The sequence below is a fragment of the Enterovibrio qingdaonensis genome, assembly GCF_028683135.1.
Taxonomy (GTDB): Bacteria; Pseudomonadota; Gammaproteobacteria; order Enterobacterales; family Vibrionaceae; genus Enterovibrio; species Enterovibrio qingdaonensis.
On record NZ_JAJUBB010000017.1, the window covers coordinates 1 to 20,813 of the forward strand.

A 20,813-nucleotide genomic window follows, 5' to 3' on the forward strand; every position below is an offset into this window, starting at 1 on the left:
CTGATGTTCAGTGCCTTTTTTGTGTTCTTTAGTTCGCTTGCTCTTGCAGCGATGACCATAAGTTAGCCACCAATACCTGATCGGCGGGCGTCAACTCGTTCGCATTGTCTTTTAGGCTGCCATCCACACGGGTTTTCAGTGACGAAACATCATCAATACCATCTTGTTCACAGTCTGCCGCCGCCAATGAAATATGGCCACGCAGATAACCACTCGCAAACAATTCATCATCCGATGCCGTTTCCACCATGGCGTCAATAAGATTAAGGATCTTCTCTTCGTAATCTTGGATCATAGGTCTCTCTTAAGCGTCAAAGTTTGCTGCAGTCAAAGGAGGCAGATTATAAAACGTTCTCAGGGCATCTGAATAGGCTTTCGCTCGCGGAGGCATATCCGCGTCCAAATAGGCCAAGACTTGGCGACGTACTTTGTCGGTAAACAACGGGCGGTCTGGCTCGAAATTGCCATTTAAGTTGTCGCAGCTCACCTGAAAACGAAAACCACAGCTTGCAGAGAGAATCCACTCTACCGCTTGTGGTTTAATTTCTACCTTTTCAAATTCCATTTGTGTTACTTCATCTCGGCCATCCGGCTGATACCAATAGCCATAGTCTTCCAAAAGACGACGTTCTGGGCCCGCGATACACCAGTGCGCCACTTCATGAAGAGCGGATGCAAAAAAACCTCGCGCGAAGATAATGCGGTGCTTGGCGTTTTCTTCATCCGCGGGTAAATAGATAGGCTCATCGCCACCTAGCAGTAGTTCTGTATTAAATGTATCGATAAAGGTCTGATTAAAGACAGAAATTAGATCGTTATAGTCGTGGTGCATGAGAGTAAATGTGAAATTTCGGTAACAAGAATTTGAGTCGAAAGGCATTTTACCCGTCATTACAAAGCTTGTCGCAGGAAAAACCACCGAGGTTGATGATTTTTCATGCCTAAGCATGAATTGATTTCATGTGTGACTTCACATCCTTTCATTGGTTTGTGATGTTAATCACGTCTATGATTACGCGAAATTACCCATTCATACCAAACATATTTATTACAGAGTCAAAATTGCCCTTTGAGCGTGATGACTATGTGCTTGGTGTTCAAACTCGCTGGATAGAAGATGTTGTTGTCCACACTCTACATTATTGGAATTACCGCTGAAGCCATGACAGGCGCACTAGCCGCCGGTCGCAGAAATATGGACTGGTTTGGCGTCATGCTGGTGGCCAGTTGCACCGCCATTGGTGGTGGTACCGTGCGCGATATTTTGCTCGGGCATTACCCTCTCGGCTGGGTCGCTAATCCCCACTATTTAGTGATTGTTTGCGTAGCAGGCATCGTGACAACGTGGATGGCTTCGTGGGTACACCGTAATCACAAGCTTTTTGTTGGTCTCGACTCATTGGGTCTCATCGCGTTCAGTATCATTGGCTGTCGTGTGGGCATGGACATGGGCTTATCGCCGCTGATTTGTGTTGTCTCTGCATTGGTTACCGGCATCTTTGGTGGTTTGCTTCGTGATCTTCTCTGCCGTCGCCAACCCATGGTCTTACACAAAGAGCTCTATGCATCAGTAGCATTTTTTGCAGGTGCCATGTACTGGGCTCTCATGACCTATGGCGAACAATTTGGTGTTAACGAAACATCCGCGACGATTTCTACACTCATTCTTGGATTTGCATTCCGTATGAGTGCCGTTCGGTTTGGCTGGAGCCTCCCTGTCTTCAGTTTTGAGTCGGATGACGAGCCACAAAAAGCAGATGTAAAATAGAAAAAGGAGGCCTCGCCTCCTTTTTGTTATTTCGTTTCAATCCAGTCTTGGTCAAAGCCAATCAGTTCGATCACTGAATCAAAATCCAAGCTATCTGGCCGTTTTAGTGTGAATTTCTGCGCATTGTCTGGAATGGTATAGAGAATGGTGAACTGACTTCCATTCGGCTGCCACGTAAAAACATGCTTTCCTTCGGCATCAAATCCTTGAAGGTTGCCCCTTTCGTTTTTTTCCCAGCGAATGTCCTTGGGATTCACAAAATCAGCGTCTTTTTCGAAATACGTAAATTCGTTTAAATCGGGGGAGCGAACAAGAATGGCGTGGGTAAGGTCTTTATATCCCGATTTTGCCGCTTTCACTCGCTCGTTATAAATGGCAAGAACTGCCTCTCCGGTCAACGCGATATCTTCCAGTGGGTTTTCGATACCAAACGAATAGGTAACGTTATTTCGCCCTGAAATAATTCTGACCGTTTTTGCCTTGTGCGGATTGGTATTTTTTACTGTTTTCACTGACCAACTGAAGCTGTCTTTCACCACATCCGCCAAACCTAGCGGGCGGCTTAAGTTGGTTCCTTCAATACCATTGGCAAAGATTTGCTCCCATTTGTCGCCTGATAGGTCTTTTTCACCCACAGCTATGAGGTACGCCAACGAGCGACAAATCTTAAAGCGCGCTTTTTCTGATAGCTCACCCAGTGGATACGGTCTTGCCAGCACATGGCTATCTCGCAAGCGAGGAGTCCCTAACATCTTGTTTATTTCCAATTAAATACCCAGTGCAAGGTTATCCAAGCGACTGGGTGGAGACAAGACAAAAAAGCCCGACTGAATGGCTTCAAACGGGCATTTCTGCATATTCCATTTAGCGCAGGGTTTAAATTTTTGGCGTCGACGTATGTACACCTGCATTCTGCGCGCGGTGACGCAACAAGTGGTCCATCAACACAATCGCGACCATGGCTTCTGCAATCGGTACCGCGCGAATCCCCACGCACGGATCATGACGGCCACGTGTCACCACATCTACAGTTTCGCCATCCACATTGATCGTTTCACCCGGCACGGTAATACTTGAGGTCGGTTTCAACGCCAAATGCGCAACGATTTCTTGTCCTGACGAAATGCCACCTAAAATGCCACCTGCGTGGTTCGATTTAAAACCGCTTGGCGTTAATTCATCACGGTGCTCGCTGCCGCGCTGGTTAACAACATCAAATCCATCGCCAATTTCAACGCCTTTCACCGCATTAATTCCCATAAGGGCATACGCGATGTCTGCATCTAATCGATCAAAGACAGGCTCTCCCAAACCAACGGGAACATTGTTTGCGACAACGGTCAATTTCGCGCCGACAGAGTCACCTTCTTTCTTAAGGTTACGAATCAGCTCATCAAGTGCATCTAGCTTGCTGACATCTGGGCAGAAGAAAGGATTTTGCTCAACCTGATCCCAATCGACGCTATCAATGGTGACATCACCCATTTGAGAAAGGCAGCAACGCACTTCAATGCCGAATTCTTGCTTGAGGTATTTTTTTGCAATCGCGCCTGCTGCAACACGCATGGCGGTTTCACGCGCAGATGAACGGCCACCGCCACGATAGTCTCGATGTCCATACTTTTGATGGTAAGTGTAATCGGCATGCCCTGGGCGGAAGCGATCGGCAATCTTTGAATAGTCTTGTGAACGCTGGTCGGTGTTTTCAATCAACAAGCCAATTGAGGTACCTGTTGTTTTCCCCTCAAACACGCCAGACAGAAAGCGGACTTCATCCGCTTCACGACGTTGCGTGGTGTATTTTGACGTGCCGGGACGGCGACGATCTAAATCAACCTGCAAGTCTGCTTCTGAAATTTCCAGTCCCGGGGGACAGCCGTCTACGATACACCCTAAAGCCACTCCATGACTTTCACCAAAGGTGGTAACTCTAAAAACCTGACCTATTGTGTTGCCTGCCATTACTTCCTCTGTCTTTTACTGGCTGCCTGTATGATGCCAAGAAGATTGGCTTTCAGGCATAACTGCATCAGGTTAATGAAACATAACCAGCCGAGAGAAGCAAAAATTTTTTGAGGCAGTGCTTTGCAACTCTTTGTGTAACAGGCTGAATATTGGCAAGAAGAGAAAATTACGGAAGGTAAAAATAAAAAAGGCCGAAATGGGTATTTTCGGCCTTTTCATTTCACACTGTCTTAGTGTTCACTTAGTCTTTGTAGATAGAGAACTCGTCAGCAACGCTTACCAGATCTTGGTAGGTCATCATGAACACACCATGACCGCCGTTCTCAAATTCCAACCACGTCAGCGGCACGTGTGGATATTGCTCTTGAACGTGAACCATTGAGTTGCCCACTTCACAGATCAACACACCCTCTTCGGTCAGATAGTCTGGCGCGTTAGCAATAATACGACGCATCAGCTTCAAACCATCACTGCCCGCAGCCAAGCCCAGCTCTGGCTCGTGACGGAACTCGTCTGGCAGTGAGTTCATGTCTTCCTCATCCACATAAGGTGGGTTAGACACGATCAGGTCGTATTTGTCTTTTGGAAGATCGCGGAACAAATCAGAACGGATTGGGAAAACTTGCTGCTCCAGACCGTGTTCTTGAACGTTCATTTCTGCCACTTCCAGCGCGTCGGTAGAAATGTCCACCAGATCGACTTCCGCTTCTGGGAATGCATAAGCACACGCGATACCAATACAACCACTGCCAGTGCATAGGTCCATAATGCGCTGTGGTTCAACTGATAGCATTGGGCTGAATTGGTTTTGGATCAATTCACCGATAGGTGAACGTGGCACCAATACGCGCTCATCCACGTAGAATTCCAGATCGCAGAAATACGCTTTGTTGGTCAGATAAGCAACTGGCGTGCGTTCGTTAATACGACGAACAACACGTTCTACAATACGGTGACGCTCGCTGGTTGTCAGACGAGATTCACGAACATCGGCAGGCACATCGATAGGAAGATACAAGGTTGGCAATACCAGTTGCACCGCTTCATCCCACGCATTGTCCGTTCCGTGACCGTAAAACAATCCTGCCGCATTAAAGCGACTTACCGTCCAACGCAGCATGTCTTGCAGCGTACGCAGCTCGTTGACAACTTCATCAACAATAATCTTATCCAAAATGGCCTCCAAAAGCCTGATTCACCCCAACACATCGCGTTCGTGGCAATCGCTTAGGTCAATTCCAAATCCGACAACAAGACATTGCGCGTATTTTGAGTACAATGCAGCTATCAGTATTTGGAATTGACTTATGAGCAAGAATACCCCGATCCCAGACGATGATTTCTCATTGTTCCGCGATGCGGTAAAAGGCGTTAAAAAACTGCAGCAGGATACCATAAACCCGCCAAGACGCCAGACAACAGAACAATCAAAGAAGAAGCTGTCAGACTCGACAGTCAGGGACCATACATTCTATTTCTCTGATGAATTTGAGCCGCTGTTAAAAGAGGATGGCCCGACGCAATATGCGCGCACAGGTGTTTCGAAATACGAAGTGAAACGCCTACGCCGTGGCGTGTACGTGCCGGACATGTTCTTGGACCTTCATGGTATGACGCAAATGGAAGCCAAACGCGAGCTAGGTGCTTTGATTGCGGCTTGCATTAAAGAAGGCATTAGCTGTGCGTGTGTGATGCACGGTATTGGCAAGCACATCCTAAAGCAGAAAACCCCTCTTTGGCTTGCTCAGCACCCTGATGTACTGGCGTTCCATCAAGCCCCGCTGGAGTTTGGTGGTGACGGCGCGTTGCTGGTATTGATTGAGATACCCGAAAAGTAATCACAACGACTTCTCGACCATCAAAGCCAGCAAGCACAAAACCAATGTACACAAACGAAAAACGCCCATTTAGGGCGTTTGTTCTTTATGGCGATTATGCGCAGTCTTCCAGTTGGCTCGGCGTTTTCAGCCAGAGAACTTCACTCGCACCGCTTTCAATATCAAAATCAACGCAAGAAATCGACGATGTTGGGAACATCGGCGGTTGCATATCCGGCGCAAATTCCGCAGTGAGATAACCCACCAAAGGTAAATGCGAAACCAGCAAGATAGACGCAGGTGTATCCACCTCTGCCAAGGCACGCAAATACGTGGCGACCTGCCCACTGTCTCCGTATGGCGTGATCCCTTCTTCCGTCAGTACACGTTTTGCCTGAGGCAATACCGTAGAACACCCTTGCCACGTCTGCTGCGCCCTGAGATAAGGGCTTACGAGCACCATATCCAACTGACCGTTAGGCAGCTCATTGGCTAGCCAACGTGCCATTTCAATGGATTGTTGCTCTCCACGCTCAGTTAACGCGCGTTCTTCGTCCGTGGCGGCAAAGGTCTGCGCCTCACCATGGCGCATAATATAAATTCGCATAGGAATACTGCTGATTTTTAAAATTCCAATTAATGCTACCAGCGAAACGCCCATTCTGGAACGATAAACCGCACAGATGTTTGCCTCAGTTTCATTAGAAAGTCATAATTAAGACCTATCACTGGAGGTGCTTTGTGCAAATCAGTCCAAACGATCAACGTGGCTATCGCCACCTCACACTCGACAATGGATTACGTGTCTTACTTATTGAAGACGCACAAGCGCCGCGCAGTGCCGCAGCGTTAACCGTTAATGTCGGCCATTTTTGTGACCCCGCTGATCGAGAGGGTTTGGCACATTTTCTTGAGCATATGCTGTTTCTTGGTACCGAAAAATACCCCGTTGTCGGCGAGTTCCAGTCCTTCATCAGCCGCCATGGTGGCAGTAACAATGCGTGGACAGGCACCGAAAACACGACGTTTTTCTTCGACATACAGCACCCTCACTTCGAAGAAGCACTGGACAGATTCAGCCAGTTTTTCACCGCCCCATTGTTTAATGCTGATGCTGTCGACAAAGAGCGCAACGCGGTCGACTCCGAGTACAAACTCAAACTCAATGATGACGTAAGGCGCATCTATCAGGTTCAAAAAGAAACCATCAATCCGCAGCACCCTTTTTCCAAATTCTCAGTCGGTAGTGCAGATACGCTTTCTGATCGTGAAGGCAGTGCCGTCCGTGATGAGTTGATTGCATTTTATAAGCACCACTACAGCGCAAACTTAATGACCGCAGCCATTATTGGCCCGTTCACACTGGATTCTTTGGAAGATTTAGCACAAGAGGCATTCGGCACTATTCCTAATCACAATTTGCCGTTATTTGTCCCCGAAGCACCTTTTACTGATAAATCGCAACTGCAGCAGTTTATTGCCATTGAGCCGTTAAAGGATGTCCGCAAGCTCACATTGGCCTTTTCCATGCCTTCGACTGATGAGTTTTATAAAATAAAACCTTTGTCATACATTGCGCATTTGCTCGGGTACGAGGGAGCAGGCAGTGTGATGTCGTTGCTCAAGGCGAAAGGTTATATCAATAACCTTTCTGCAGGCGGGGGGATAAGTGGTTCTAATTTCCGCGAGTTCACGGTCAGTGTTGGGTTAACTGAGCTTGGCCTAACAAAAGTCGACAATATTGTTACCTACATATTCCAAGCCATAACCCTTATTCGTGAGAAGGGGCTCGCTGCATGGCGATATGAAGAAAAACGCGCGGTTCAAGAAATGGCATTTCGTTATCAAGAACCATCAAGGCCGTTAGATACGGTCAGTCATCTCGTTCTCAATTTACAGCATTATGATGCAGATGATGTGCTTTATGGCGATTACATGATGCAGTCGTTCGACGAAGGCCTAATACGAAAAATGCTGGGTTACCTGACACCAGAGAACCTGCGATTGACGCTAATTGCTAAAGGCGGGAAATTCGACAAAACTGCAAAATGGTATGACACACCCTACAGTGTTAAACCATTTAGTGCCCAGCAGATTGAAAAGTGGCGCACTCTGCATGTCTCCCCTGCTTTGTCGTTGCCAGAGCAAAACCCGTTCATCAGTTACGAATTGGATCCAGCCCCACTCGAAGTACCAGAAAAACAAAAACCAGAACTGATTGAGGAATTACCCGGCTTCAGGTTGTGGCACTTACAAGATCATGAATATCGCGTCCCGAAAGGGGTAATCTACGTCGCGATTGATAGTCCTCATGCTGTCTCTTCCGTCGAGAACATAGTGAAAACCCGCGTCAGCGTGGAGATGTTACTTGAAGCCATCAATGAAACGGCCTATCCCGCAGAAGTTGCTGGGTTGAGTTACAACTTATACGCACATCAAGGGGGCGTTACCCTTAAGCTAAGTGGATTTAACGAGAAGCTACCGTTACTCCTCGACTTGGTATTGGAAAAGTTTGAGAAACGCGATTTCAAACCTGAACGCTTCGACATTATCAAAACACAACTTCTGCGAGGCTGGAAAAATGCCACGCAGAATAAGCCAATCAGCCGCTTGTACAATGCAATGACTGGCATTCTTCAGCCCAATAATCCTCCGTATGAACAACTGATCGAGGCGTTAGAGCCACTCCAAGTGTCTGCACTTCCAGACTTTGTTCACCGTGTGATGTCTGAGTTACATGTTGAAATGTTTGTCTACGGTAATTGGCAGCAAGAACAATCCCGCGCCTTAGCGGGGGCTATTAAGCAGGCACTTCGTGTTCACGATCAACGCTACCAAGAGTCAACACGCCCACTTGTGCTTTTGCAAAATGCGGGCAGTGCCTCCTATCACTTAGACAGCGATCAACAAGATTCTGCGGTGCTGGTTTACTATCAGAGTCATACCAGTGAGCCGCAGGATGTGGCCATGTACACCTTTGCACAGCATTTGATGTCCGCCATTTTCTTTAACGAGCTCAGGACCAAGCAACAACTTGGCTATATGGTTGGCTCTGGAAACATGCCGCTTAATCGTCATCCGGGATTGATTTTCTACGTTCAATCCCCGCAGGTTGGCCCATCCAAATTGATGGAAGCCATCGACGACTTTCTTAATGCCTTCTTCTTGGTGTTGTTAGAGCTTAACGAAGCACAATGGCAAGCCAGTAAACAAGGGCTCATTGCACAAATTGAAGAACCAGATGCGAATTTGCGCGCCCGTGGTCAACGCCTTTGGATCAGTATTGGGAACAAAGATACGCACTTTGAGCAACGTAAAAGAGTCGCTGATGCCATCAAAAAAATGGATCGCGCTGACATGGTGAGATTTGTTGTTGAACAACTTAAACCACGAACCTCCGATCGCCTTGTGATGCACAGTTGTGGTTTGGCTCATCCGGATCAATGTTCACTGGAAGGCACGAAGAACATTGATTCAGTTGCTGAGTTTCGTCGAAACCGACTGGAAAGAGAATAACGGAGTGCTGGCTTTAACCAAGCTGGTATCACCGTGCCAAACGCGAGTTTGCTAAGCCCATAAATTAGAAAGCCCAGCGGTATCGCTGGGCTTTTTCATTCCTAAGGCTATTCGTAGAACGCCTTGCCTTCTGCTGCCATCGCTATTAAACGACTGCAAGGGGCAAATCTGTCGCCATATTTGGCTTCATGTTGTTCAAGCAATTCCACGACGCGATGCACGCCAATCTGATCCATATAACGGAATGGACCACCTAAGAATGGCGGAAAGCCGATACCAAACACAGCACCAATATCACCATCACGCGCAGACTTAACAACGCCTTCATCAAGACAGCGCGCCGCTTCATTCAACATCATTAGTACGCAACGGATCGCCAGTTCATGGCCAGAAAGCTGACTTTTCAGCTCAACGCCGAGTAAGCCGTAGACGCGCTTGTCGACTTCTTTCTTTTTGCCGTTGTACGTAAAGAACCCTTTGCCACTTTTACGCCCTTTACGACCGTCATTGAGCATCACATCAAACATGTCTGGCGCACGAAAACGTTCACCCAGCTCGTTTAATAGTATTGGGCTAATTTTGGCACCAATATCGATCCCGACTTCATCCAACAAGGTGACTGGCCCCACGGGGAAACCAAAATCGAGCAACGCATTGTCGATATGCTCTACAGATTCGCCAGCCAACAGTGTGGTAGCGGCTTCATTCATATAGGGCGCAAGAATGCGATTAACGTAAAAACCCGCTTTATCCGCAACAACAATGGGCGTTTTTCCTTGCTTCTTAGCAAGCTTAACCACCGTTGCGACGGTTTGCTCAGACGTGCCTTCGTGAGGGATGACCTCCACCAGCGGCATTTTATCGACCGGACTAAAGTAGTGCAGGCCCACGATATTCTCTGGACGTTTTGCACCCCCAGCTATCTGGTGAATAGGCAACGACGACGTATTCGTGGCGAATATGGTTGAATCTGCCAGAGCGTCTTCCACTTCAGCGACCATGCTGTGTTTCAACGACAGATCTTCGAACACAGCCTCAACGACAACATTGCAACGATCCATACCGGTGTAATCAGTCGAACCACTGATGCGCGCCATTTGCGTCTGAAGTTCAGCCTTAGAAATAATGCGACGTTTGCGCTTTTTCTCTAATAGTTTGTAGCTGTAGTTCATTGCGTTAAGAAGACCGTCATTACTGACATCTTTAACACGCACTGGCACGTTAGCTTTTGTGGCGGAAACATTGGCAATCCCCGCCCCCATCAGCCCGCCGCCCAATACCGCAACGCCAGTGACAACGGCGGGTTCAGCTGCCGCCCCCGTTTCTTTTTTCATTGCCGTCGTCGCAAAGAACAAGCTCCGCAATGCCGCAGATTCAGGGGTCATAACTAACTCACCAAAGCACTTAGCCTCAAGAGCCAATCCTTTCTCTACGCCTTTGTCCAAACCATGCTTAATAACATCAAGAATGGCTTCTGTGGCAGGATAGTTACCGCGTGTTTTCTGGCGAGTTTTCTTCGCAGCCTGATCAAAGACAACACTGCGGCCAAGCGCATTGCCACCCATCGCCCAATCTTGCCAAGAGCTTTTACGTTTTGGCTTGCTCTTACCTGCGAGCTCTTCAGCCACTTTTAGCAAAACAGATTGTGGGACAACATCGTCAACCACGCCCATTTTCTTGGCTTTCTTGGCACGAAGTTGTTTCCCCGTCAGGATCATATCTAACGAGCCTGCCACGCCAATCAAACGCGGGAGGCGCTGCGTCCCACCTGAGCCCGGTAATAACCCTAATTGCACTTCAGGCAGACCGATTCGGGTTTTATCGTCATCCGTTGCAACGCGACTATGGCAAGCCAAGGCCAGTTCTAGTCCGCCGCCTAAACAAGGACCATGAATTGCCGCGACGACATGAAAAGGCAACTTTTCCAAACGAGAAAAGAGCTGCTGACCCGCCTCGGCAATGGCTTGCGCATCTGCTGCTGTTTTACAGGCATCCAGCATTCGTACGTCAGCACCAGCGACAAAATTATCTGGTTTCGCAGAGTACAGCACCATGCCTTTGATATCTTTGTTACCTTCCAATTCTGTCAGGAGGGCGCCGATCTCATCGACAAAGCTGGCTTGAAGGGTATTCATGCTTTCGCCAGGCACGTCGATGCTAAGCCATGCTATGCCATGATCACCATGGCGAAGCGAAAAAACAGACCCCGTTGATTTGGTTTGCTCGTTCATTACTCCACCTCCAAAATCATTGCCGCACCAAGACCGCCCGCAGCACATGCCGTATTTAATGCCAAACCACCACCACGACGGCGAAGCTCATTTAATGTCTGGGTGATCATGCGTGCCCCCGTAGCCGCAAATGGATGCCCATAGGCAATCGAGCCGCCAAGGACATTGAATTTGTCCATGTCTATCTCACCAATTGCACTGCTACGACCCAATTTTTGCTGAGCAAATGTCTTCGAGCCGAACATTTTGACGTTAGCGAGTGCTTGGGCAGCAAACGCTTCATGCATGTCGATCAGCGTCAAATCGTTGAGCGTAATACCCGCGCGGTCTAACGCAAGAGGTGTGGCGTATGATGGCCCCATCAGCATGTCTTGCTCAACCTGAATGGCAGCAAATGCATAAGACCGAATGTATCCCAGTGGGACGAGTCCTAGTTCTTTGGCGCGTCCTTCTCTCATGAGCATGACAGCCGCGGCACCATCAGTCAGTGGGGTACTGTTCGCCGCGGTGACTGAACCGTGTTTACGATCAAATGCTGGACGAAGTTTCGCGTAGGTTTCCATCGAAGAGTCTTCACGTACATTGTTGTCTTTATCAATCCACTGTTTAAACGGTTCGGGGAATGCGGTCATCACCTCCCCTCTGACAAAGCCGTCGGCCCACGCTTTCGCCGCCAACGTGTGCGAGCGATGTGCCAACGCATCTTGCTCTTCACGACTGATATGATGAGATTTCGCCATTTGCTCAGCCGTCTGCCCCATACTCAAACCTGTTGAGTACTCTGCAACCGCTGGTGGTACTGGTGCCAAATCTTTCAAGGATAACTTAGACAAAAGCTTCAAACGCTTGCTTAGCGTCTTGGCTTTACTCAATGCCAGCAAGGTCGCCGCCATTTTTTTGGACACGCCAATAGGCAGCACAGAAGAGGAGTCCGCCCCACCCGCTATACCAATATCGACCGCACCTGCCATGATACTTTCCGTCACATTCACGACAGATTGAAAGCTGGTTGCACACGCTCTGCTCACACTGTAGGCATCGGTATGAATATTCATACCTGTGCCCAGTACAATTTCACGTGCAATGTTTGGTGCCTCTGGCATTTGAACAACTTGGCCAAATACAAGTTGGTCGATCAGTTTGGGATCAATAGCCGTTCGATTAAGCATTTCGCTTACGACCATTTTGCCGAGGTCAACGGCAGGCACATCTGCGTACGCGGTTGATTGTCGTGCGAAAGGTGTACGCAATCCTGCGACGATGGCGATGCGTTCTCCCTGACGCGTAGTCAGGTTTTGGGGAGAGTTCATTGCTGCTCCTTGCATGTTAGAGGTCAGACCAGAGAAGTGTAACCAATTTGTTATCGAATTAAAACGTGCGTTTTAAATAAATTGTAAGCGCAAGATCACAAGCAAAAAAAAACCACACCGAATGGGTGTGGTAACGTATGTGGAAAGCAATTACGTATTTAATTCAATTAACATAAAGCCAATTGCAAATCAGGCCAAAAGACCTGAGGAGAAAGTAAAGTCAGCCTTCAAAAAGGAAGTTTGTCATCTTGCTCAACACAGTGTCGCTCTCAAACAGTTTGGTAAACCAACAAACTAAGTGGGCGCGCCACCAGATGACACTGGATACTATACGGATTGAAAGCGAAGCATTTTTGAAGCAGATCAATTTTATGTTCGATTCTGCATCACACTGGACAGAATCAGAGATAAACCGCGCTGATATGCAGAGATTTGACTAGATTGATATGAATATTGTTGCGTTATATCTACTTTTATCAACAAGTCTCATTAATAGAAATGTGATTGTAATGCTGACTTATTCACACAGATAAGCGTTACGATTCATTATCATGTGCGATGTCGGATGATGAACGTGCACTTAGCATCGCAAAAACCAGACTTTCAGGAAGAGCGGAATGGTTTTAAATTTTTTTGGAAAGAAAACGTCTGCTTCCCAGGTCTCTAAGGATATGGAAAAGCAAAGACGATACGAAGCGCTCGTGAGAGCTTGGCACAGAGACCTATATCGATATGCCTATTGGTTGACGAAAGATCAGCACGTGGCAGAAGATTTAGTGCAGGAGACTTGTCTTCGTGCTTGGCGTTCGCTTGATAGCCTTCAAGATGACAATGCCGCGAAAGCATGGCTGATCACCATACTTCGCCGAGAAAATGCGCGCCGATTCGAACGTAAACAACTCGAGTTGGTAGATATTGATGACCACCAGGTAGCAGACAATAGTCAGCAAAGTGAAGAAGCCTCGGTTGAACAGCAATGGCTTCACAAGCAGATCATGCGTCTAGCACCAGAGTATCGAGAACCGCTAGTACTTCAGGTATTGGCTGGTTTTAGCGGCGAAGAAATTGCAGAGATCCTTGATTTAAACAAGAACACTGTAATGACTAGGCTGTTCCGTGCTCGAAACCAGTTAAAAGAATATATGGACAATCAAACTCAACCTCAAAGGGGAGCGCAAAATGGACGAGCTTGAATTTCGCCGCCGTCTACTGGCGGATCCTCAAGACAGAGACCCAGCTATTTCCGCCGCGAAGCTTGAATCACCTGCGAATCAAAAGCTCGCAGCAGAATTAGAGCAATTGGATGCCATGATTGATCAGGCTCTTCGCGTCGACGTTCCGGATGATCTTGTCGATAAAGTGTTGTTTAAACAAACCAGTGATGTCATAAGAGAAAACCGCAAACCCAAGTTCCATTTGGCCATTGCTGCTTCTGTTGCGTTTGTTTTTGGCATTATGCTTGGACAATTTAACTGGCAGACCCTACCTACTGGTGCGTCAAACTTAAACCTCGGAGAGATTGCGCTTCAGCATTATTATGATGAGCAGGGGTTTACTCAGGATATTTTCGAAGGTGCCACTATCCAGCAGGTTAATGCGAAACTGTCTCCCCTAGGGGAAACCTTCAACGGTGCATTACCCGGCCAAGTGTCGTATTTGAACCATTGCAGCTTTGACGACCGTCATGCAGTACATATGGTATTGCAATCAGAGAGCGGCGAAGACTTTACCGTTTTTGTTGTGCCTCAGCAGTCACCCGCAATGGAGAAATACACGGACGGCAACATGGAAGCCGTTTCGATGCCTGCGAATAACAGCAGCGTGATAGTCGTAGGTAAAGAAGGCTCTAGCATCATGCCTTTGGTAAAAGAACTCACTAAGCACTTAAACCAAAAAGCCTAACGCCACGACACATTTCATTACAATTTGACAGGGAACTTACGTTCCCTGTTTTTTTTCCTTTAAATTACGCCTAATTGACGCATCTTGTTGCATTTTCAGAACAGTGTCTTGTAACTGGTCAGATTTCCAATTAAGTACCTTCACAATAGAATCCGGCCAGCTTTTCGAAAAGCACTAAAAAATAAATAAATATTAGAAAATCAATCGGATTAATTCACATTATGAATAAGAAGCGTCTGTTTATTCGTTCAGCAGTGGCGATTGCTGTTGCAGCGAGCTCTACGTCAGCACTGGCTGCTGGCTTCCAGTTAAATGCCCAATCAGCAACCGGCATCGGCCGTGCATTTGCAGGTGATGCGGTTATCGCAGACAACGCTGCAGTTATGGCGCGTAACCCAGCGGCAATGGCACTGTTCGACGAAAATGCGTTCTCAATCGGTTTTGAAAGCATCACCACCATGATCGACGTTAAAGATGCAGAGTACTGTGGTACTGCATGTGAGTGGTTCGGCGCACCTAAAACTTCAGTGGCTGATACTGACGACGTCGGTGGTACTTCTATCGCACCAAACGTGCACTTTATTCACCCAATCAACGATAAATTCGCTGTGGGTATCAACGCTTACTCTAACTTCGGCACCAAAACTGAATTCGCAGACAGCTACGTTGCGAGTGAATTCGGCGGCCTGACCGATGTAATGAGTTTCAATCTAGGCATTGCTGGTTCATACCGTCTGAATGACCAATGGAGTTTTGGTGCTGGCCTAGATCTGATTTATGGCCAAGGTACGATGAAACGTACTGCTAGCAACAAGGTAGGAATCGTCGGTGGTAAAGACCTACTTAACGTTGATGGCGCAACTGGCACCGCTGTTGGTTTCAACCTAGGTACCGTATTCGAACTGGACGAAAACAACCGTTTTGGCTTCTCTTACCGTTACAGCCCAGAATTCGAAGCAGAAGATGACAAAGGTCAAACCATCACGCTGCCACTACCAGACATCGCAGAGTTCTCTGGTTACCACAAAATCCAAGACACCAAATTCGCAGTTCACTACAGCGTTCAATACATCGGTTGGGGTGCCTTCGATAAAATTAGCTTTAGCAACCTGCAAGACTCTGTGCTGACTGGCGATTACGACAAAGACTACGGTTGGCAAGATGGCTGGCACTACAGCATCGGTGGTACTTACTACCTGAACAATGACTGGACACTGCGTGCAGGCTATATGTACGACACCAGTGCGCAAGATCAACGCACCTCGATTTCTGTGCCAGACTCAGACCGTCAGTGGCTATCAGCGGGCTTGACCTACCATCTAGATCAGAAGTCATCTATCGACTTTGGCTTTACTTACTTGATGGGCAAAGAAGTTTCAGTATCTGAAACTACTCCTAATCCGTTGGGAGGCAAAGATCTGTCATCTGTAACTGCAACCACCCAAGCGAATGCAATCCTAATGGGTCTTCAGTACAGCCGCAGCTTCTAATCGCAACGTCTGTTTTCGATCTAAAAGGGAGCTTCGGCTCCCTTTTTGTTCGCTGAAATTCCATTCATACGCAGAGACACCCTTTAAAATTGGTACTTTTCAGCGTACAAACAAGCCAATACCTCCGCATATTTAATTACACCTGTTCGCTGAAACTCAGCGTACACGTGTAAATAATTGACACAAGACCAGTGTATACATCCAAAAATTAGTGGTTTTTCAATATTTATATCTAAACGAAGCCAATGGTATGCATCACGTTTGATTTAGAGTTTTTGCTCAGTACCCTATAGTGCTCCAAAAACTCAATTAAATGACTATGAACAAGAACAAATATTTACCGCTAGCGATCGCGGCAGCCCTAGGCTCTCTTTCTTCTACAGCTGTAAACGCGGCAGGTTTTCAACTGGCAGAGTACTCAGCAACGGGTCTTGGCCGCGCGTATGCGGGTGAAGCAGCAATGGCGGACAACGCATCTGCACAATTCCGCAACCCTGCCATGTTGACTTACCTTTCTGGCACACAAGTGTCGACTGGCATGATCTACGTTGACCCAAATGTAGATGTTGACGGTGTGATTACTACTACGGGTGAAGCAACAAGTTCAAAAGACTTCGCGGATTCAGCTGTAGTACCTAATTTCTACCTGTCTCACCAACTAAATGACAAGGTTTACCTCGGTCTCGCATTAAGTTCTAACTTCGGCATGCACACCAAACTGGATGACAGCTTCAAAGGCACCCAGTTTGGTAATGAAGCGTCTGTAATGACCATGGAAATCAACCCAAATATCGCCTACCGCATTAACGACCAATTTTCTGTAGGTGGTGGTGTTCGTCTCGTTATGGGTGAAGGTAGCATTGGAGCAAAAAGCTCAGGTAAGCTTACCAATGGCATGACGCTGAAATACATGGAAGGTGACGACACCGCTTTCGGTTGGCAGGCGGGTGCAGCTTGGCAGCTCAACGAAGATAACCGTATTGGTTTTAACTACCGCTCTGAGGTTGATTTGAACCTAGAGGGTCACGCTAAAGGTTTAGCATTTAACCTATACAGCGGTAACAAGAACATTTTTGATATGGTGAATTATGGCGGCAGCATGGAACTAACACTTCCAGCAACAGCTGAAATCGCCAGCTTCCACCAGTTGACAGAAAAACTGGCTGTTCACGCGAGCGTTAACTGGACAGATTGGAGCACGTTCGAAAAACTGGAAGCCAATATTCCTTCGCTTAAAGTACCAACACAGTTAGTTAAACAAGAGAACTGGGAAGATAACTACCGTTTCGCTGTGGGTGCAACCTACTCAGTAAATGAAAAAGTAGAGTTTCGTACCGGCGTAGCATACGACACCTCTGCTGTCAGCGACGCAAACCGTACAATAACTATCCCAGAAACTGATCGCCTATGGTTCAGCGTTGGTGCAGGTTACCAGTACTCTAAAAACTTGACGCTAGATACAGGTATCACTTACGTCCACGCGAAAGACGCGAATGTTCAAGAACCTCGCCCGGGTATCGACTCTGACAACGCTTCTGTGCCGTTTGGCGGACCGTTCAAAGGTCAAACAACCGGTAACGTATGGCTGGCAGGTGTTCAAGCGACATACCGCTTCTAAACACTTTCTAGATAGAGATAAAATCGAAAACGCCACCCTAAGGGGTGGCGTTTTTTTGGCTTCTATTCGTCGCTAGTAATCGTCTATTTCATCCAGTAAGGCATCATCAAACTCATCCTCATCGTGATTATCTTCGATCACCGCATCGCTACCCTGTGCCCTGAACGCTTTATTCTGGAGGTAAGCATCGCGTGTAAACACGTAAGGATCTGGTGAATTTTCAAGGATTGCTTCTTGCGGGACGAGTGCCGCGCGGCTTTCCATACCATCAAATGCCCATTTCAAAATGGACTGTGGCAAGGTTAACAGTGACAACGGAGGATAAAGGTCATCAACCATATCACCAACGCCTTCACGCACGGTAAGTGGCCCGTAAACAGGGATCATAAAATAGGGGCCCTGCCCGATATCGTAGTAACCCATCGCATCGCCAAATTGCCTCTCATCCAGCTTCTGAATATCCGCAGCAGACGCGATATCTACTAAGCCAGCAATGCCGAACACCGTGTTTATCCAAAAGCGATTAAAGTGTGTCAACGCGGCTTCACCTTCCAGCATCACCAAACTGTTGACCATACTGGCTGGCTCTTCAAGGTTGCTGATAAAGTTAGAGATACCGGTACGCGCAAAGCTAGGAACGTAATTTACGTAGGCGAGAGAGACGGGACGAGCGATATACGGGTCAAGATAGTCGTAGTTAATTGCCCACATAGCACGATTGAACCCTTCAAAGGGGTCATCTGGGTGCGAGACGTCAAATTTGGCATTCGTTTCCGAATCAGCAACTGATTCTTCAGGCGTTTGTGCACAACCGCTGAGCCCAACAACAAGTCCAACTGCGATGACTAGCTCTTTCCACATACAAGTATTCGTTCCTAACTAAAAAGAAGGCTGGAATACTCCAGCCTTATCCATTTTCTTAAAGTATAAAACAACTAATACTTTTGGTTAATCACGATCTGAGACTCACCGCCCATCTTGAATGGTGAGGTTTCACCAAACCAGTCGCCATCTTTAGTCATTACGTTACCGTCGTTATCGATACGCGCTTTCACAATAACTTCTGGTAGAGAAGACAGAAGACGCTCTGGGATCATGCTGTCTACGTCAGTCAGTTCAACGTCAAGTGGGAAGCGACTCAAAGGAAGACGCTTCGCTGCAACGGGCATAGGTGCGCCATCTGCCGAATGCACTGAAACAATCAATACACCCTGCTCTGGTAATTTAACGCCGTCTTCTAGCTGAATATTGACCGACACCGATTGACCTGGAACAGCACCAACATGCGCCTGTGCGCGTTCTATGCTGCGATCAAGCATATTGACACGAGGATCGTTGGCTGGCAGCAGCTGCTTCATGGTTGACCATGCCGCTATTGCTTCCTCATAAGCACCACGTTCAAAGGCTTCAAATGCTAACAAAGAGAAAGCTTGAAGGTTTGCGTGGTCTTCTCGGATGACTTCTCGCAAAAGGTTACGGGCATTTGCGACGTTCGCTTCATCACCACTAAGCATCAATGTTTGCGCATAACCCAGCTTGATGTCTGTATCACCAGGGGAAAGTTCGTACGCTCTCGCCATCGCACCTTCAGCGGTTTGCACATCGCGATTAGCCAGGCCAATGCGGCCTAACAACAACCATCCCATTGCATCATCAGGTGTATCATGAAGCTTGGTGCGCAGCGACAAGGTCAAATCACTCATTTCCTTGTCTGTCATTGGCTCTTCGCTATCAGACATCAGTCGCGACGACAGCTCAGGCAAACGAGATGCAACGTCCTGCCATTCTGTCACGTTGTGCTGGTTGCCCATGATGCTATAGAGGCCGTAGCTTAAAAAGACAAGCACTAATACACCCGGAACCAACACCACAGGAGATACCTTGTTGTTGGATACTGCATTAGCATTGTCAGGAATGTCATCAAGCAATGATTGTTGAAGCTCTACCGCCAGCTCTTTTTGATTATCAACAAGGCCTTCTTCTGCTTCTTCATTCAGTTCAGCCATACGGTCTTTAAAGAATGCTTTGTTTAGCTCATCACGACTTGCCGCTTCGTCCTGCGCTTTTCCTCGAAGGATCGGCATAACAAACACAGCAACTGATACGAGTACCATTAAGGCTGTAATCAGCCAGAACCACATTTCACTCATCCGTTGTTGTCCTTGTTTTTGTCGTCAGTATTATCATCACCCAGCAACGCTGAAAGACGCGCTTGTTCTTCGCTGTCTAGTGCCGCTCTTTCTTCCGCAGCTTTTGGATTACGGCTACGTACGACCAACACAGTGAAGCCAATCACGACAAACAGCAAAGGTCCTACCCAAAGGATGAGCGTGGACGCTGACAACGGCGGATCGTAAGTGACAAAGTTGCCGTAGCGGGCAATCATGTAATCAACAATCTCGTCTTCGCTCTTACCGTCCTTGAGCATGTCATAGACTTTTAAACGAAGGTCTTGAGCGAGCCCTGCATTGGAGTCTGCAATGTTGTTGTTCTGACACTTAGGACAACGGAGCTCTTTACCGAGTTTATTGAATGCCTCTTCCTGAGCCGGAGTGTCAAATTCATAGACCTCGATAGCAGCTGTTGCTGTAAATGCTGCCATCAGAGCTAAAAGCGCAGCCAAATAGAATCGTTTCATCATCCTTGTTTCGCCTCTGCCATCATTTGCTCATAAATCGGGCGCAAGGTGTCATTCCAATTACGCTCGTTTACATCGCCAGCATGGCGATAACGGATCACACCATCAGCATCGATAAGAAACGTTTCTGGTGCCCCGTAAACACCGAGATCCAAGCCCAGCATGCCATTACCGTCAAACAAACTGATCAGGTATGGGTTACCCAGGTTGTTCAACCAGCCAATCGCTTTTACGCGGTCGTCTTTGTAGTTAAGGCCAATAATTTTCACACCATTGGCTGCTAGCTCATTCAAATAAGTATGCTCGGCGTAACACGTTGGACACCATGTTGCCCAAACATTGAGCAACAAAGGCTGGCCACGGAAAATGCTTTGATCATAAAGCTTACCGGCTTCAGTTAAGTCTTCGAGACGAAACTCTGGCACTTGCTTACCAACTAACACGGACTCCAACTTTGTTGGGTCCTCGCCTTCCGCATTTTTACCTAACTGCACAAAGAAAACGGCAACCAGCACCATAAACAGTACCAGCGGCACGAAGAGTAAAGGTCTCTTCACC

The 20,813-nt window shown here is 47.5% G+C and carries 19 protein-coding genes; 7 read left to right on the forward strand and 12 right to left on the reverse strand.

The window, feature by feature from the left end:
• Nucleotides 1-28: 28 nt before the first annotated feature.
• Together LRP49_RS18780 and LRP49_RS18785 are read right to left on the reverse strand one after the other, a co-directional pair.
• Nucleotides 29-295 carry a YfcL family protein gene (locus LRP49_RS18780; protein ID WP_274143943.1) on the reverse strand — a complete coding sequence of 89 codons (267 nt, stop codon included), beginning with the start codon at nucleotides 293-295 and terminating at the stop codon, nucleotides 29-31.
• A gap of 9 nt (nucleotides 296-304) precedes the next feature.
• Nucleotides 305-832, reverse strand: coding sequence for an elongation factor P hydroxylase (locus LRP49_RS18785; protein ID WP_274144091.1), 528 nt, complete (start codon nucleotides 830-832; stop codon nucleotides 305-307).
• 285 nt (nucleotides 833-1,117) lie between these two features.
• On the opposite strand from LRP49_RS18785, the gene LRP49_RS18790 reads away from it, so the two are divergent.
• Nucleotides 1,118-1,768: a trimeric intracellular cation channel family protein gene (locus tag LRP49_RS18790; protein WP_274143945.1), complete on the forward strand. Its 651-nt coding sequence runs from the start codon at nucleotides 1,118-1,120 to the stop codon at nucleotides 1,766-1,768.
• A 26-nt stretch (nucleotides 1,769-1,794) separates the two neighbouring features.
• Here LRP49_RS18790 and LRP49_RS18795 read toward each other — a convergent pair whose 3' ends face one another.
• The 3 genes from LRP49_RS18795 to prmB all read right to left on the reverse strand — a co-directional run bounded on the left by LRP49_RS18795 (nucleotide 1,795) and on the right by prmB (nucleotide 4,907).
• Entirely contained in the window at nucleotides 1,795-2,520 is a 726-nt protein-coding gene (locus LRP49_RS18795; protein ID WP_274143947.1) for a hypothetical protein, read from the reverse strand.
• Between the two features lie 124 nt (nucleotides 2,521-2,644).
• Nucleotides 2,645-3,730 carry a chorismate synthase gene (aroC, locus tag LRP49_RS18800; RefSeq protein WP_274143949.1) on the reverse strand — a complete coding sequence of 362 codons (1,086 nt, stop codon included), beginning with the start codon at nucleotides 3,728-3,730 and terminating at the stop codon, nucleotides 2,645-2,647.
• A 244-nt stretch (nucleotides 3,731-3,974) separates the two neighbouring features.
• Complete coding sequence (prmB, locus tag LRP49_RS18805; RefSeq protein WP_274143950.1) at nucleotides 3,975-4,907, reverse strand: 50S ribosomal protein L3 N(5)-glutamine methyltransferase; 933 nt, start codon at nucleotides 4,905-4,907, stop codon at nucleotides 3,975-3,977.
• A 133-nt stretch (nucleotides 4,908-5,040) separates the two neighbouring features.
• Between prmB and smrB the strand changes: the two genes are divergently transcribed.
• Complete coding sequence (smrB, locus tag LRP49_RS18810; protein WP_274143952.1) at nucleotides 5,041-5,571, forward strand: endonuclease SmrB; 531 nt, start codon at nucleotides 5,041-5,043, stop codon at nucleotides 5,569-5,571.
• 94 nt (nucleotides 5,572-5,665) lie between these two features.
• Here the strand turns inward: smrB and sixA are convergent, their stop codons facing one another.
• Nucleotides 5,666-6,157, reverse strand: coding sequence for a phosphohistidine phosphatase SixA (sixA, locus tag LRP49_RS18815; protein WP_274143954.1), 492 nt, complete (start codon nucleotides 6,155-6,157; stop codon nucleotides 5,666-5,668).
• A gap of 134 nt (nucleotides 6,158-6,291) precedes the next feature.
• Here sixA and LRP49_RS18820 point away from each other — a divergent pair, with 134 nt between their 5' ends.
• The gene (locus tag LRP49_RS18820) at nucleotides 6,292-9,066 is read left to right on the forward strand and encodes an insulinase family protein (protein ID WP_274143956.1); all 2,775 of its coding nucleotides are present in this window, start codon (nucleotides 6,292-6,294) and stop codon (nucleotides 9,064-9,066) included.
• Between the two features lie 107 nt (nucleotides 9,067-9,173).
• Here the strand turns inward: LRP49_RS18820 and fadJ are convergent, their stop codons facing one another.
• A complete protein-coding gene (gene fadJ / locus LRP49_RS18825) occupies nucleotides 9,174-11,297 on the reverse strand; it encodes a fatty acid oxidation complex subunit alpha FadJ (protein ID WP_274143958.1) in 2,124 nt (707 codons plus the stop codon).
• Nucleotides 11,297-12,607 (reverse strand): acetyl-CoA C-acyltransferase FadI, encoded by a 1,311-nt coding sequence (gene fadI / locus LRP49_RS18830; protein WP_274143960.1) that lies wholly within the window; start codon nucleotides 12,605-12,607, stop codon nucleotides 11,297-11,299. The genes fadJ and fadI overlap by 1 nt, the downstream gene beginning before the upstream one ends.
• Before the next feature lie 617 nt (nucleotides 12,608-13,224).
• Here fadI and LRP49_RS18835 point away from each other — a divergent pair.
• The 4 genes from LRP49_RS18835 to LRP49_RS18850 all read left to right on the forward strand — a co-directional run bounded on the left by LRP49_RS18835 (nucleotide 13,225) and on the right by LRP49_RS18850 (nucleotide 17,617).
• On the forward strand, nucleotides 13,225-13,800 hold the full coding sequence (locus tag LRP49_RS18835) for a sigma-70 family RNA polymerase sigma factor (RefSeq protein WP_274143961.1): 576 nt from the start codon (nucleotides 13,225-13,227) through the stop codon (nucleotides 13,798-13,800).
• The gene (locus LRP49_RS18840; protein ID WP_274143962.1) at nucleotides 13,787-14,509 is read left to right on the forward strand and encodes a DUF3379 family protein; all 723 of its coding nucleotides are present in this window, start codon (nucleotides 13,787-13,789) and stop codon (nucleotides 14,507-14,509) included. The genes LRP49_RS18835 and LRP49_RS18840 overlap by 14 nt, the downstream gene beginning before the upstream one ends.
• 221 nt (nucleotides 14,510-14,730) lie before the next feature.
• Nucleotides 14,731-15,999: an outer membrane protein transport protein gene (locus LRP49_RS18845; protein WP_274143965.1), complete on the forward strand. Its 1,269-nt coding sequence runs from the start codon at nucleotides 14,731-14,733 to the stop codon at nucleotides 15,997-15,999.
• 319 nt (nucleotides 16,000-16,318) lie between these two features.
• Entirely contained in the window at nucleotides 16,319-17,617 is a 1,299-nt protein-coding gene (locus LRP49_RS18850) for an outer membrane protein transport protein (protein WP_274143967.1), read from the forward strand.
• A gap of 72 nt (nucleotides 17,618-17,689) precedes the next feature.
• On the opposite strand, the gene LRP49_RS18855 is transcribed toward LRP49_RS18850, so the two are convergent.
• The 4 genes from LRP49_RS18855 to LRP49_RS18870 form a co-directional block, all read right to left on the reverse strand.
• Nucleotides 17,690-18,478 carry an MlaA family lipoprotein gene (locus tag LRP49_RS18855; protein WP_274143968.1) on the reverse strand — a complete coding sequence of 263 codons (789 nt, stop codon included), beginning with the start codon at nucleotides 18,476-18,478 and terminating at the stop codon, nucleotides 17,690-17,692.
• Between the two features lie 74 nt (nucleotides 18,479-18,552).
• Entirely contained in the window at nucleotides 18,553-19,767 is a 1,215-nt protein-coding gene (ccmI, locus tag LRP49_RS18860) for a c-type cytochrome biogenesis protein CcmI (protein WP_274143970.1), read from the reverse strand.
• Entirely contained in the window at nucleotides 19,764-20,255 is a 492-nt protein-coding gene (locus tag LRP49_RS18865) for a cytochrome c-type biogenesis protein (protein WP_274144093.1), read from the reverse strand. Before LRP49_RS18865 ends, ccmI begins: the two co-directional genes overlap by 4 nt.
• Nucleotides 20,255-20,812 (reverse strand): DsbE family thiol:disulfide interchange protein, encoded by a 558-nt coding sequence (locus LRP49_RS18870; protein WP_274143972.1) that lies wholly within the window; start codon nucleotides 20,810-20,812, stop codon nucleotides 20,255-20,257. Before LRP49_RS18870 ends, LRP49_RS18865 begins: the two co-directional genes overlap by 1 nt.
• Between the last annotated feature and the right edge of the window lies 1 nt (nucleotide 20,813).

Coding starts and splice junctions, on each gene's coding strand:
- LRP49_RS18780 (WP_274143943.1), bottom strand. CDS start 295: ATGATCCAAGATTACGAAGAGAAGATCCTTAATCTTATTGACGCCATG.
- LRP49_RS18785 (WP_274144091.1), bottom strand. CDS start 832: ATGCACCACGACTATAACGATCTAATTTCTGTCTTTAATCAGACCTTT.
- LRP49_RS18790 (WP_274143945.1), top strand. CDS start 1,118: ATGTTGTTGTCCACACTCTACATTATTGGAATTACCGCTGAAGCCATG.
- LRP49_RS18795 (WP_274143947.1), bottom strand. CDS start 2,520: ATGTTAGGGACTCCTCGCTTGCGAGATAGCCATGTGCTGGCAAGACCG.
- aroC (WP_274143949.1), bottom strand. CDS start 3,730: ATGGCAGGCAACACAATAGGTCAGGTTTTTAGAGTTACCACCTTTGGT.
- smrB (WP_274143952.1), top strand. CDS start 5,041: ATGAGCAAGAATACCCCGATCCCAGACGATGATTTCTCATTGTTCCGC.
- sixA (WP_274143954.1), bottom strand. CDS start 6,157: ATGCGAATTTATATTATGCGCCATGGTGAGGCGCAGACCTTTGCCGCC.
- fadJ (WP_274143958.1), bottom strand. CDS start 11,297: ATGAACGAGCAAACCAAATCAACGGGGTCTGTTTTTTCGCTTCGCCAT.
- fadI (WP_274143960.1), bottom strand. CDS start 12,607: ATGAACTCTCCCCAAAACCTGACTACGCGTCAGGGAGAACGCATCGCC.
- LRP49_RS18835 (WP_274143961.1), top strand. CDS start 13,225: ATGGTTTTAAATTTTTTTGGAAAGAAAACGTCTGCTTCCCAGGTCTCT.
- LRP49_RS18840 (WP_274143962.1), top strand. CDS start 13,787: ATGGACGAGCTTGAATTTCGCCGCCGTCTACTGGCGGATCCTCAAGAC.
- LRP49_RS18845 (WP_274143965.1), top strand. CDS start 14,731: ATGAATAAGAAGCGTCTGTTTATTCGTTCAGCAGTGGCGATTGCTGTT.
- LRP49_RS18850 (WP_274143967.1), top strand. CDS start 16,319: ATGAACAAGAACAAATATTTACCGCTAGCGATCGCGGCAGCCCTAGGC.
- LRP49_RS18855 (WP_274143968.1), bottom strand. CDS start 18,478: ATGTGGAAAGAGCTAGTCATCGCAGTTGGACTTGTTGTTGGGCTCAGC.
- ccmI (WP_274143970.1), bottom strand. CDS start 19,767: ATGAGTGAAATGTGGTTCTGGCTGATTACAGCCTTAATGGTACTCGTA.
- LRP49_RS18865 (WP_274144093.1), bottom strand. CDS start 20,255: ATGAAACGATTCTATTTGGCTGCGCTTTTAGCTCTGATGGCAGCATTT.